The organism is Corynebacterium sp. HMSC071F07, from assembly GCF_001810285.1.
Lineage (GTDB): Bacteria > Actinomycetota > Actinomycetes > Mycobacteriales > Mycobacteriaceae > Corynebacterium > Corynebacterium simulans.
This window is the reverse complement of sequence record NZ_KV800708.1, coordinates 81,844-94,604: the sequence shown is the minus strand read 5'-3', so window position 1 is coordinate 94,604 and position 12,761 is coordinate 81,844. Positions and strand designations below refer to the sequence as shown.

Sequence of the window (12,761 nt, the reverse complement as noted above, 5' to 3'; positions counted from 1 at the left end):
TTGTCCTCGTCGGTCTTCATGCCGCGCAGTGCGGTGTCAAGGCCCTTGATGAGGTCGTCATCACCAATCTGGTAGGACATGCCTTCGTAGGATGCCTCTTCCAGCTTCTCGCCGTCGATCTCGGTAACGATGTCGATGATGGCGAAGTCGCCGGTCTTCATCTTGCGCTTGGTGTCCTTGAGCTCACCAAAGCGTGCTGCCAAGTCCTCGAGAGCCTTGTCGACGTCCTCTTCCTTAGCCTCCAGAGCCGGAACGGTAACAGACAGCTTGGAGAAGTCCGGAACCTCGATCTCCGGGCGGATGTCAACCTCAGCGGTGAACTCGACGAAGTCGTTGTCCTCGATCTTCGCGATGTCAACCTCTGGCTGGCCGATAACCTTCAGCTCGTTTTCCTGAACTGCCTGCTCGTAACGGGTCGGCAGCATGTCGTTGACAACCTGCTCGAGAATCGGGCCGCGACCAAAGCGGGCGTCGATAAGCTGGCGCGGAGCCTTACCCTTACGGAAACCTGGGATAGAAACCTGTTGTGCGATCGCCGCATAGGCCTGATCGATTTCCTTGTCCAGCTCAGCAAACGGAACGTTGACGGTGAGCTTGACGCGGGTATCGCTCAGCTTGTCTACGGTGGTCTTCACGAGAAACTCTCCTGGCATAAATTGGTTCAGAATGTAAATAAGGGGTCTGGAAATACTTTTAAGGGTATTCCCAGACCCCCATACGTCGGGGCGACAGGATTTGAACCTGCGACCCCCTGCTCCCAAAGCAGGTGCGCTACCAAACTGCGCCACGCCCCGTATGTAGGCCTCCACGATCTTCTAAAACATGTCATGCTTTTCGCCGTGGGTGCGTTGCATACTCGAAATAGTGTAGCGGCATATCTCCAAATGACCTAACACCGACCCCCACTTAAGAGCATTTCCGCAGGTTAAAAGCTATTAATTTCCTCCCCGCCGCAAGGGTCAATGACGCAAAGTTAACGCCTTCAAGCGTGAGTTTTAGCGCTTGTTTTGCGGCGCCATTCCACTGCATCGGCAACGTCTCCGCAGCCCGTTCAGCGAAGCCCCACACCATCGCACTGTGGGACGTGGGCCTTGCCCCTAAACCAGATGGTGAGGTCGCCCATTCCTAGATGGTGAGGTCACGCCGTCAATTCTGCGCCTGGTGATAACGGCTGTGACTGGAGTCTACTGACCTCACCTTTTAGACCTCACCATGTAGGTTTGTCACCTCACCATTTGGGGTTTCGGCCAAACAAGCACGCTTTATGGGCTTTTCCCTGGATTTGATCGCAAGGTGGAAAACGACAAATCTCGAGCCAACATTTGCATGAAACGTTGACTCGAGATTTAAAAATTGGAGGGAATGACGGGAATCGAACCCGCGTCTTCAGCTTGGAAGGCTGAGGTATTAGCCACTATACGACATTCCCACAGTCCGACATCTAGCGATGTTTGACGTGCGAACCACTTTAGCGCACTTGCCGGCAGAAAATAAAACCGGCCCGTCAACGTGGGGAACTAACTAGGCTTGGAAGGCGTTCAACGTGTGTTGCCCATCAAGATTTGGAAGTGAGTTTTCTTGACACCAATTATCCTGCTTATTGCCGTCGGCGGCGGCGCCGCCTACTTTGCTTCGCGCGGACAGAAGAAAAGGCGCGAAGAGCTTGAAGCGCAGCGCTTCGAGGACGCATTGGCAGATGCCCGCCGCTGGACTGAGCGCCTGGGTGGTCAGGTCATGCAGATTTCCGGCACCGACGCTGCTTCCACACAAGCCATGGCAGATGCTTCCGAGCGTTTCACCGCAGCCAATGCCGCGATTTCCCGCGCCAACACCGTCAAGCAGGCGAATCTGGCGCGCGAATCCGCGCTAGAGGGCATGCACTATGTCAACGCAGCGCGCGAAATCATGGGCATGGATGCAGGCCCAGAGCTCCCGCCGTTGGAGGGCCAGCGCCAGGCTGGCAAGGTCACTGAAAAGCGCACAGTTGAGGCAGACGGCCAGACGATTACCGCTTCGCCTTATGCATCCAGCGAGACGCCGAACTACTACCCCGGCGGCGTGGTTGCAGGCCGCCCGGTTCCGGCTGGTTGGTACTCCCGCCCATGGTGGGCCGACGCACTGAGCACCGGCGTATGGATGATGGGCTACTCCATGATGTTCAATGCCATGTTCAGCGGCATGTCCGGCATTGGCTACTCGGCAGCAGCTGCCGAAAGCGGCGACTGGGGCGGCGACCAGGGCGGTGGTGAATTAGGCGGTGGTGACATCGCCGGAAACACGGGCGGTGACGGCGAAGATGGCGGCGGATTCTTCGACGGCCTCTTCGACGGCGGCGATGGCGACGACGGTCTCTTTGACTTCGATTTCGATTTCTAGTTCTCGCCCCCACACTGGGCGCCCAGCAACAGCACCACCCGAGCAATAATTAATACGTAAATTTTTGTGGCTATTTTGTACCGCTGAGCTTGGCTTCTGCTAAGTTGTTCACTCGCAACGTAGTCTGGGAACCATGTCTGTACCAATGATGAAACTCCACGACGGTAACGAAATCCCACAGCTTGGCTTCGGCGTCTTCAAGGTCAATCCAGAAAAGACCGAAGAGCTCGTCGCTGAAGCCCTGCGCGTGGGCTATCGCCACATCGATACCGCTGCCGTTTATGGCAACGAGGAGGGCGTAGGCCGCGCCATCGCTAACTCCGATATTCCGCGCGAGGAGCTATTTATTACCACCAAGCTGTGGAATGATAGCCAGACCAACGCCGCAGAGGCCCTCGATGAGTCTTTGCAGAAGCTAGGCCTCGACTACGTCGACCTTTATCTCATCCACTGGCCATGCCCTGAAAACGGCAACTACGTAGAGGCGTGGAAGCAGATGATTGAGCTGCAAAAGTCCGGCAAGGTCAAATCCATTGGCGTTTCCAACTTCGAGCTCGAGCACTTAGAGCAGCTGGAAACCCACACCTCTGTTACCCCGGTGGTTAACCAGGTTGAGCTGCACCCGTACCTGCAGCGTTGGCGCGAATTGGACGCTTTCCGTGCACACGGCGTCAAGATTGAGGCTTGGGGCCCACTCGGTCAGGGCCAGACGGACCTTTTCGAGATTGATGAGGTTACCGAGCCTGCCAAGAAATATGGGGTCTCCCCTGCGCAGGTCATCATCCGCTGGCACCTGCAAAATGACGTCATCTTGTTCCCGAAGTCCGCGAACCCAGAGCGTATTGCGGAAAACTTCGATGTCTTTGGCTTTGAGCTAACCGAGGACGAGATGGCTGCCATCACGGATCTGGATCTTGGTGAGGAAGGCCGCGGCGGCCCGCACCCAAACGAGTTCAACGCTAGCTAAGCAGCGCGAGAACTAGACAGCGCGAGTCTGCTTAGCTAGGCATCTAAAAAGCGCCTTCATTTCTCGTTGGCCCCACATCCAGTGGGTGGGCGAAAAGAAGTGAAGGCGCTTTTAGCAGTTTTAGTATTTGAAGGCACCTTAAAGGAACCTTGAAGGAACTAAGCCTCAGGCAGCTCCGGGGGAATCTCAGTGCGCTCGTACTCCGCCAGGATGTCGATGCGGCGCTGGTGGCGATCCGCCGCGGACCACTCCTGCTCGAGGAAGGCATCCACGATGGCCAGCGCTTCTTCTTCAGAGTGCATGCGGCCGCCGATGCCGATCAGCTGAGCGTTGTTGTGCTCGCGAGCCAAGCGGGCGGTTTCTGGGGACCAGGCCAGTGCGCAACGCGCGCCCTTTACCTTGTTGGCTGCAATCTGCTCACCGTTGCCGGAGCCGCCGAGCACGATGCCCAAGGAACCGGGATCGTTGACGGTACGCAGTGCCGCCTCAATGCAAAAAGCTGGGTAATCATCCTCAGCGTCGTAAACGTGTGCGCCACAATCGATGACGTCGTGGCCCTGCTTCTTCAGGTGTTCAACGATGACGTTCTTCATCTCGAACCCTGCGTGGTCTGCTCCTAAATAAACGCGCATGCCCCAAATCCTACAGCTTTGCCCAATCTGGCGTTGCTATGATCGGCGTTCCCCGTATTCATCCCCCGTATTAACGCTGAATCCCTCACAGCATGGCTCGCAACGTCTTAGAAAGGAGACTGGAAATGAACGAACGTTTTGGCGCACGGCTGTGCCTCGGCCTCTTTGTGGCCAGCCTGCTGTCGCTGCCAATCTTTCCGCTCTTCCTGCCGCCTTTCGTCGGACCCGTCGTCAGCACTGCTTGCGTCACGCTCGCGCACATCATCCTGGGCCTTTTCTATTATTTCCGGCCAACACGAGACCTGCGAGTAGGCCTTTGCGCACTCCTCGGCGCGGCCTCCTGGGCCACCTGGGTGTGGTGCTACTGGGAGGAATACAGCGCACAGATGTCGCTGCCCAACATCAATATCGCGGGCCTTATCGCACCAATTTCAACGCTGCTCACGATTCTTTTCCTCTCCTCGGATAACCTCAAGTTCGGCTCCACATCCCGCGGCAGGAAGCGATATTTTGCCGTCGGAGTTGCCTTCACGGTGTTGGTCTTGGTCGAGGTGCTGTGGACCTTCCTGTTCCAAGAACAACTTGCAGAACCGGCCATGTCGCCTGATATGGCCTCCTTGGCAACGGTCATCATCCTGCGCGCCGCACCAGTCATTCTCACCGTGGTTACTTGGGCCATCGCGCTTTCCACCCAAGACAAAAAGCCCCGGCGCCTGCTGATTGGCACCGGAGCTTTGGCCCTGCTGAGCTTTTTCATCCCGTTCGTCACAGCATTTTCAGCAGTATTTGCTTTCGCGGCATGGGCTAACACCCGCGTCAAGCATTAAGTTCGGGGTGCTAACCCAAGTTACTTCTGGCTCACCTGCGGCATTTCGGTGCGGGTGCGCTTTAGTTCAAAAAAGTATGGGTACTGCGCAAGGCGGACGGAAGCATCAAAGATTTCGCCGGCTTCCTCACCTTCTGGCACGCGGGTAATTACCGGGCCGAAGAATGCGGTATCGCCGAGCTTGACCACTGGGGTTCCTACTTCATCGCCGACCTCGTTGATGGCGGCATTGTGGAACTCGCGCAGCTTATCGTCAACGTCCTCTGTGTTTGCCACCTCGGCGTAATCTGCCGGCAAGCCGACCTCTTCCAGCGCCTGCGCAATGATTTCATCATAAGCGCCGAAGCCTTTCTTGCCGCCCTGCTCCTGGCCGTGGATGAGATTGCCCATCGCGGTGTAATAGGCATCGACCTTTTCAGGTGCCGCAATGGCGATCTTCGTGGCGACGCGGGCCGGGCCCCAGTTTGCCTTCATCATTTCCATGTAATCCGGGTCCAAATCACGGCCGTCGTTAAGCACGGAAAGCGACATCGGCACGAAGGTGACCTCGATATCGCGGACCTTTTCTACTTCCTTGATCCAACGGGAGGTGGCCCAAGCAAACGGGCAGCTGCAATCGAACCAAAACTTCACAGACTCAGCCATGTGGACTCCTTTTATACAAATTCATTGCTAACTGGCCCTTCCCACCCTACGGGCACGACTAAGGTGGATGCAGAAACTCAATTGCTACAAGGAGGAGTAATTAGCCTATGACCTCGATTAACCTCACTCGCGAAGAGGCCACGCACCGCTCACAGATGATCGACGTTTCCCACTACGACGTCCACCTAGACCTTGTTGGTTCCAAGGTTAATCCCGAAACGCATTTCATCTCCACGACTACCGTGACCTTTCGCGCCAAGCAGGCTGGCTCCACGTTCATCGATCTGCGCGGCGAGGAACTGCTAGAGGTTCGCTTGAACGGCGCTCCCCTGCCCACCAAGGCTTATGAAGCCGAGTACGGAATCCCGCTGTCCGGGCTGCAGGTAGCAGATTATGAGCTCAAGGTTGTAGCCAAGATTCCTTATTCTCACACCGGTGAGGGCCTGCACCGCTTCGTCGATCCAGCAGACAGCAAGGTTTACCTCTACACGCAGTTTGAAACTGCCGATGCCAAGCGCGTCTTCGCTTGCTTCGACCAGCCAAACATGAAGGCCACTTATTCGCTGGCTTTCGACGCCCCGGCAGACTGGACAATCATCACCAATGGCCCCACCACCGTCGCGCCAATCGAGGGCAAGGCTGATGCCCAAACCTGGTCCACGGAGATTGATTACCCGCTTTCTACCTACCTGATTGCCCTGTGCGCCGGCCCCTACTTCGAGGTCACCGATACCTGGAACGGCGAACTGACTGAGCACCCAGAAGGCAATGCCGCTGAGAAGGTTTCCGTCCCGCTGGGGGTCTACTGCCGTGCCTCCCTAGCAGAGCACCTCGACGCAGAGCGCATCCTTACTGAAACCAAGCAGGGCTTCGACTTCTACCACCGTAACTTCGGCTTTGCTTATCCCTTTGGCAAGTATGACCAGATCTTCGTGCCGGAGTTCAACGCCGGCGCTATGGAGAACGCTGGCTGCGTGACCATCCGCGACGAGTACGTCTTTAGCTCCAAGGCCACCCACTACAAGTACGAGCGCCGCGCTGACACCATTCTCCACGAGCTGGCGCATATGTGGTTTGGTGACTTGGTCACCATGGAATGGTGGGATGACCTGTGGCTCAACGAGTCCTTCGCCCCCTGGTCGCCGCCATCTCCCAGGCTGAGGAAACCCAGTACGACACCGCATGGGTCACCTTCGCCAACGTGGAAAAGTCCTGGGCTTATCAGCAGGATCAGCTGCCCACCACGCACCCGATTTCCACCGATGCCTCCGACATCGAGACCGTGGAGCAGAACTTCGACGGCATCACCTACGCTAAGGGCGCTTCCGTGCTCAAGCAGCTGCAGGCCTATGTGGGCCGCGAAAACTTCTTTGCCGGCGTGCGCCGCCATTTCAAGGCGCATGCTTTCTCTAATGCCACCTTCGACGATCTACTCGCTTCACTCGCCGAGTCCAGTGGCCGCGACTTAAGCTTCTGGGCTAAGCAGTGGCTCAAGACCACCGGCATCAACACGTTTGCAGTTGAGCTAGACACTGACGACGCCGGGGTCATCACCACCGCACAGCTGGTCCAGCGTGGCGAGACGCTGCGCACCCACCGCGCAGGCGTGGGCATCTACAACTTGGTAGACGGCAAGGCCGTTCGCACCGATCGCATCGAGATGGATATCGACGGCGAGTCCACCGATATTCCGCAGCTTGTAGGCCGCAAGGAACAAGACATCGACTTCCTGCTGCCAAACGACGATGATCTGACTTACGCGCTCATCGAGTTGGATTCCAAGTCGCTGGAATTCATGGTCGAAAACATCGACAAGTTCGCCGACCCAATGGCGCGTACTCTGTGCTGGTCCGCAGCATGGGAGATGACCCGCGGTGGCACCATGCGCGCCCGCGACTTCGTGGCGCTCGTAGCGCGCGGCGCGGCGGCAGAGACCGAGCTGGCGGTGCTCGAGCGCATCGTGCAGCAGGCGGCTTCGGCGCAATCCAACTACGCGGACCCAGCGTGGGCCAAGGAGTCGACGCTGCTTGCCGACGCCCTGCTCGCCGGCACGCAGGACGAAGACCCAGAGCGTTCCATCGTCTTCGCGCAGGCGCTGGCCAAGATTCGCCTGACCGAAGGCACCCGCGCCTTCCTGCAGGATGTTCTGGACTCCTCCGATGACGAGGGCCTGCGTTGGTACGCAATCGCAGCGCTGGCTGCCGACGGCGCGCTTGACAATGTCCCGGCTGCCATCGATGCGCAGTTGGCGCGCGATAACTCCGCGACCGGCCACCAAGCCGCAGTGCGTGCGCGCGCCGCGGTCAACACCGCGGAGAACAAGCGCGCGGTGTGGGAAGAAATTGTCGAGGGCAAGCTGACCAACCGCGAGCTGACTTCCAAGCTAGAGGGCCTTACCTACCCCGGCGCTGACGATCTGTTGCCGACTTCCGAGTTCTTCGATGTGGCAGAAAAGATTTGGGCTTCCCAGTCCACCGAGATCGGACTGACCTCTGTGACTGGTCTGTTCCCATCCTGGGCTATCTCGCAGCAGAGCCTGGATGAGGCCGATGCGTTCCTGCAGCGCGACCTAGCCGGCGGCCTGCGCCGTGCGGTTACCGAGCAGCGCGACCGTATGGCTCGTGCGCTGCGCAATCGTGCGGTAGATGCGCAGGAAGCATAAGAGGCACGCTAATTAGTCGAGGTGAGGGACCTGTCCGGGTGATGGGTCCTCGCCGACGATAACCTCCACGTTGGCGATATCGGAGCGCAAAGTTTCCTCGTTTATCGCCATAACGGTGCCATCGGACTGCTTGATGACGCGGCTAAAGCGCAGCAATGGGTGCGAACGGCCCACGCCGAGCAGTTTTTGCTCCTCTGCTCGGGCGGTAGCGGCCACGATGCGATCGCGCTTGTGCGCCATTTTCAGACCACAGCTTTCTAAGGTCTCCAGCAAAGGCTGGTGGAGATCGCGCTCATCAAGGTCCGGAACCAACTGCACAGGGATGGTGTACTTCGAGACGCTGATCGGGGCGTCATCCACGTAGTGCACGCCCTTGAGTTCCCACACGAGCGTGCCCTCTTCTACTCCGAAAGTCGCCGCCATATGGGAGAGCACTTCTGCCTTGTGCAGCGCTACTACTTCAACGCGCGTCAGGAAGCCACGATCCCGCAGCTGCAGCAGAATGCCTTCATGGCTAGTCAGGTTAAGTGTGGGCGGGACGGCGCGTACAAAGGTGCCACCGGTGCGACCGCGTTTGCGATCAATTAAGCCCTCGATCTGCAAGATGTCCAACGCGTGGCGCACGGTCATGCGGGCAACGTTGTATTCCTGGACCAGTTCGCGTTCAGTGGGGAAACGCTCGCCTGGCTTGAGTTGCTGGGTTTCGATCTTGCAGCGCAGCGAATCCGCGATCACCAAATAGGCAGGGCGGCGGCTTGAAGTAGTCACAATTTCAGAAGTCTACAGCGCAGCCGAGCTTTCGCATCTCGAGCAGATGTGAATTAGGGCGAGGAATGGCGCCACCGTGGCGCACATCCCCCGCCCAAGCGTTAACTACAAATTTGCTTCGGTATTAAACCAGTTTTCTAGCTAGTTCTTGCAACTATCCTTTGAGGTTCTTGCGTTGCGCAAGCTCCACGCGCGGGCGCACGCGGATCTCGGTGAGCTGGGTGGTAGAACCTGCATCCACCGCAGCGCGGATGGCATTGGCCACCTCGACGGGCGCGATGACGTGCGCTGGGTCGTAGTCCTGCAGTCCCTGCAACATTGGGGTATCGGTAGGGCCTGGGGCCACGGTGGAAACGCGGATACCGAGCTCGGAAAGGCGCAGGCCGTCGGCAAGCGCGTAAAGCGCATGCTTGGTCGCGGCATAGATGACATTGTCGCCGTAGCTGTGGATACCGGCACCAGAGTTGATGAAGACCACGAGGCCTTCCCCATCAGCCGCGCGCAACTGCGGCAGCAGGCGGCGGCTTAGTTCAGCGGGAACGTGGACGTTTAAGTCCATCTGTGCCTGCCAGTCCTGCGGGCGTGCGGACTCGACGGAGTGCTTATCGGCGCGAGCTGCCGCGTGTACCAGAACGTCGACGCGGTCGAGGGCCTGCAGCGGCTCTGGCAGCGCGGTTTCGGGGTCAAGAAGCTCCAGCAAGTCGAGCGCTACCGGGGTGATGTTCGCGGCTTCCGGCAGCTCCTCGGCGCGGCGGCCCAGCGCATAGACGTGATGGTCGCGCGCGAGGTCCTCAATGATCTCGCGGCCCATGCCGCCGGTAGCGCCGGTTACTACTGCGATCTTGGTATTTGCCATGATTTACTCGCCTTCCTAACTATGTTTGCGCTTATTTAGGTTTCCCGATTCTAGCGATAACGCTTCGGCACATCCGGCGCGCCGAGGGTAAGCATGAGGCGGTTGGCCCAGTTGAAGAAGGACGCAGAGTTGATGAGGTCAATGATTGCCAGGTCATCGAAGCCCACGCTGCGCAGCTTGGCCACGCATCCGGAGTTGAAGCTGAAGGGCGAACGCGTCAGCTCACGCGCGGCGTCGCGAATCACGCCCCATGCATCGCTTCCCAAATCGGCGTCGAGGCCTTCGAAAAGCAGCCTATCGATGGCCGCGGCATCGCCGCCCTCATCCTTGGAACGCTGCTGGTGCACCGAGGCGCAGAACTCGCAGCCGTTGAATCGGGAAACCACGGTGGCGGCCAGCTCGCGCTCGGCACGGCCCAAGCCGCCGTCGGTGTTGTAGAAGATATCCAAGTCCGTGAGCGTACGGGCCTTCAGCGCCGCAGCATCGCGGGCCAGCAGGCGGAAGTACTCGGAGTCGATGCGCTCCGGGCGGATGAGTGCATCGATCTGCTCTTGGGTGAACTCCTCCTTGGCCAACGGTGTAAGCCACGGCTTCCAGCCCAGCGAGTGGGCAACAAAGCCCTGCGGAGCGTGGGTCTCTGGGTTAAGCGTGTGCTCGTGCAGCTGCCAGCCTGGGTCGGAAGCGCCCTCAATACGGGTGGTCTCGGGGGCGGTGGATTCATCGCCGCCCAAGACCTTCAGCCCGTGGATGACGCGCAGCTGGAAGGAAAGGAATGCGATGAGCTGGGACAGGCTCACGATGTCATCCTCAGACCAACCGGCAGCCTGCAGGTGGCCGATGGCCTCGGCGGAAGCGTCCTTAGGGTGGAATGCCAAAAGATGTGCAAAATCGAAGGCCGCGGCCAAGCGCTCGTCTAGGCCGGCAATCTCACCGAAGGTGATAAAGCCTGCGCCCTCGCCCGAAATATCGGCCGGTGCGGCATAAGGACCAGAAGTAGTGCCGTGCTCAATGGCGGCCTGGACGGCGCCCTGCAGAGTCTCCGTGGCCTCATCAGCAAGCAGGTCCCCATAGAACTCGCCGGCGCTTTTAGCCTGGTAAATGCCGCTCAAGAAAGCCGCCACGGCATAGCGCTGCGCATAGCTAAAGGTGCCGGGCTCCTCTGGCTCCAGCAGGGCTTGGAAGGAAAGCTGCGCATTCGCCAAAGCATCGGGCCGGCGTGCGCGCAGCTGCACTAGCTCCGGGCTTGCCCCGGCTAGTTGGTTGATGATGTCTGCCATGAAACTTCCTTTCCTTGTTTTAAGGTTTTAGGCTCTTAAGGTTTTTAAGGCCTTCACCCGCCGCGTAGGAGCGGCGGTGCTTACAGCCCTAGGTTTAAGTCCCCGGCGCGATAACGCTGGCTGGGGATGGCGTCGATTAGCGTGCGCGTGAACTCGGAGCGCGGGTTCGCAAATACCTCAGCGGTCCGGCCCGACTCTACCTGCTTGCCATGGGAGAGCACCGAGACCGTATCGGAGATCTGGTTGACCACGGCGAGGTCGTGGGAGATGAAGACATAGCTCAACTGCAGTTCATTTTGCAGCTGCGCCAGCAGGCGCAGGATCTGCGCCTGGACGGTCACGTCGAGGGCGGAGACTGCCTCGTCAAGCACCACCAACTCCGGTTCCACGATCATGGCGCGGGCAATGGCCACGCGCTGGCGCTGGCCGCCGGACAGCTCGCGCGGGCGGCGGTCATAGTGCTGTGGGTCGAGCGCGACGAGCTCCAGGAACTCCTGCGCGCGGGCCTTAGCCTTGGACTTGCTAGCGCCCGCGAGGTTGCGCAGCGGCTCAGCGATGGCGTTACCGATGCTCTGGCGTGGGTCCAGGGAGGAATACGGGTTCTGGTAAACGAGCTGGACGGACTTACGCGCCTCACGCAGCGCCTTGCCCTTCAGCTTGGTCAGCTCGGTGGTACTACCAGCTGCATCCAGCAGTTCGATAGAGCCCGAGGTCGGCGAATTGAACAAAGAAATGGAGCGTCCCGTGGTGGTTTTTCCGGAGCCAGACTCGCCCACCAGCGCGTGGGTGGTTCCTTTCGCCACGTCGAAACTCACGCCATCCAAAGCCACGAAGTCGCCGTAGCGCTGGGTGAGGTCGCGGACCTTGAGCACGGTTTCAGCAACGGGTTCCTTGCTGGCAGGCTGCGCCACGCGCGAAGAGTGCGGGGCCTCGGCTACAGAAAGCGACGGGGCGTCGGCAAGCAGGCGGCGTGAGTAGGCATGCTGCGGGTCGGTGAGCACGCGCGCGGCCTGCCCGGACTCGCGAACTTGGCCCTTTTCCATGACGACGATGCGGTTCGCGCGGTCACCTGCCACGGCGAGATCGTGGGTGATGAACAAGATGCCCACGCCGGTCTCCTGGCGCATTTCATCAAGCAGGTCCAAGATGACCTTCTGCACCGTCACATCGAGTGCGGAAGTCGGCTCGTCGGCAATGATGAGTTCTGGCTCCAGCGCCACCGCCGCCGCGATGAGCACGCGCTGCTTCATGCCGCCGGAGAGCTCGTGCGGGTACTGGCCATAGCGGCGGTCAGGCTCGTCGATGCCCACTTTCTCCAGCAGCTTAATCGCGCGCTGCTTGCGGCTAGCGGCGCTGCCGATGCCGTGGATGGCCATGCCTTCCTCGATAGAGGCGCCGATGGTCTTGAGCGGATTCAGCGAGTTGTTGGGATCCTGCGGGATGAGCCCAATTGCGCGCCCGCGCAGCTTGCGCCACTGCGCATTGGTGTAATCGGTGACGTTGGTGCCCTTGAAGGCGATCGTTCCGGCGTCGACCTGCGCGTTGGGCGCGAGTAGGCCGATGGCGGCCATGGCAGAGGTGGACTTGCCGGAGCCGGACTCACCCACGATGGCGGTGATCTCCCCTGGGTGGACTTCCAGGCTAACGCCCTGCACGGCTGGGACTTCGCCCGCGGCCGTGGTGTAGGAGACATTCAAGTCACGGATGGTAAGCAAAGGATTATTCTGTGCAGCCTTGTCTTTAACTGTCATT

The 12,761-nt window shown here is 59.3% G+C and carries 11 protein-coding genes, 2 tRNA genes and 1 pseudogene; 5 read left to right on the top strand and 9 right to left on the bottom strand.

The genetic code is table 11. The features are described 5' to 3' along the window. Nucleotides 1-635 (bottom strand): trigger factor (tig, locus tag HMPREF2724_RS12835; protein WP_168164872.1); only part of this gene is annotated, 635 nt, incomplete at its 3' end. An 85-nt stretch (nucleotides 636-720) separates the two neighbouring features. Next, nucleotides 721-794 (bottom strand) — tRNA-Pro (locus tag HMPREF2724_RS05545). A gap of 194 nt (nucleotides 795-988) precedes the next feature. Here HMPREF2724_RS05545 and HMPREF2724_RS12830 point away from each other — a divergent pair. Then, nucleotides 989-1,129: a hypothetical protein gene (locus tag HMPREF2724_RS12830; protein ID WP_168162620.1), complete on the top strand. Its 141-nt coding sequence runs from the start codon at nucleotides 989-991 to the stop codon at nucleotides 1,127-1,129. Nucleotides 1,130-1,354: 225 nt separating this feature from the next. Here the strand turns inward: HMPREF2724_RS12830 and HMPREF2724_RS05540 are convergent. Next, nucleotides 1,355-1,429: transfer RNA gene (locus tag HMPREF2724_RS05540), tRNA-Gly, on the bottom strand. Between the two features lie 149 nt (nucleotides 1,430-1,578). Here HMPREF2724_RS05540 and HMPREF2724_RS05535 point away from each other — a divergent pair. Next, nucleotides 1,579-2,376: a hypothetical protein gene (locus HMPREF2724_RS05535; RefSeq protein ID WP_062043531.1), complete on the top strand. Its 798-nt coding sequence runs from the start codon at nucleotides 1,579-1,581 to the stop codon at nucleotides 2,374-2,376. Nucleotides 2,377-2,509: 133 nt separating this feature from the next. Beyond that, nucleotides 2,510-3,343 carry an aldo/keto reductase gene (locus HMPREF2724_RS05530; RefSeq protein WP_061924182.1) on the top strand — a complete coding sequence of 278 codons (834 nt, stop codon included), beginning with the start codon at nucleotides 2,510-2,512 and terminating at the stop codon, nucleotides 3,341-3,343. Nucleotides 3,344-3,501: 158 nt separating this feature from the next. Here HMPREF2724_RS05530 and HMPREF2724_RS05525 read toward each other — a convergent pair whose 3' ends face one another. Continuing rightward, nucleotides 3,502-3,975, bottom strand: coding sequence for a ribose-5-phosphate isomerase (locus tag HMPREF2724_RS05525; protein WP_061924185.1), 474 nt, complete (start codon nucleotides 3,973-3,975; stop codon nucleotides 3,502-3,504). Between the two features lie 125 nt (nucleotides 3,976-4,100). Between HMPREF2724_RS05525 and HMPREF2724_RS05520 the strand changes: the two genes are divergently transcribed. Next, nucleotides 4,101-4,802 carry a hypothetical protein gene (locus tag HMPREF2724_RS05520; RefSeq protein ID WP_070455891.1) on the top strand — a complete coding sequence of 234 codons (702 nt, stop codon included), beginning with the start codon at nucleotides 4,101-4,103 and terminating at the stop codon, nucleotides 4,800-4,802. Between the two features lie 20 nt (nucleotides 4,803-4,822). Here HMPREF2724_RS05520 and HMPREF2724_RS05515 read toward each other — a convergent pair whose 3' ends face one another. Next, entirely contained in the window at nucleotides 4,823-5,446 is a 624-nt protein-coding gene (locus HMPREF2724_RS05515) for a mycothiol-dependent nitroreductase Rv2466c family protein (RefSeq protein WP_070432994.1), read from the bottom strand. Nucleotides 5,447-5,553: 107 nt separating this feature from the next. Here HMPREF2724_RS05515 and pepN point away from each other — a divergent pair. After that, nucleotides 5,554-8,108: pseudogene (gene pepN, locus HMPREF2724_RS05510) on the top strand (aminopeptidase N). A gap of 12 nt (nucleotides 8,109-8,120) precedes the next feature. On the opposite strand, the gene HMPREF2724_RS05505 reads toward pepN, so the two are convergent. The 4 genes from HMPREF2724_RS05505 to HMPREF2724_RS05490 form a co-directional block, all read right to left on the bottom strand. Then, nucleotides 8,121-8,876: a GntR family transcriptional regulator gene (locus tag HMPREF2724_RS05505; RefSeq protein ID WP_246815601.1), complete on the bottom strand. Its 756-nt coding sequence runs from the start codon at nucleotides 8,874-8,876 to the stop codon at nucleotides 8,121-8,123. Between the two features lie 154 nt (nucleotides 8,877-9,030). Beyond that, nucleotides 9,031-9,732, bottom strand: a complete 702-nt coding sequence (locus HMPREF2724_RS05500) for an SDR family oxidoreductase (protein WP_061924200.1) — start codon at nucleotides 9,730-9,732, stop codon at nucleotides 9,031-9,033. Between the two features lie 50 nt (nucleotides 9,733-9,782). Further along, nucleotides 9,783-11,009: an alkylhydroperoxidase domain protein gene (locus HMPREF2724_RS05495; protein ID WP_061924203.1), complete on the bottom strand. Its 1,227-nt coding sequence runs from the start codon at nucleotides 11,007-11,009 to the stop codon at nucleotides 9,783-9,785. An 80-nt stretch (nucleotides 11,010-11,089) separates the two neighbouring features. After that, nucleotides 11,090-12,760 carry a dipeptide ABC transporter ATP-binding protein gene (locus tag HMPREF2724_RS05490; protein ID WP_070455888.1) on the bottom strand — a complete coding sequence of 557 codons (1,671 nt, stop codon included), beginning with the start codon at nucleotides 12,758-12,760 and terminating at the stop codon, nucleotides 11,090-11,092. Between the last annotated feature and the right edge of the window lies 1 nt (nucleotide 12,761).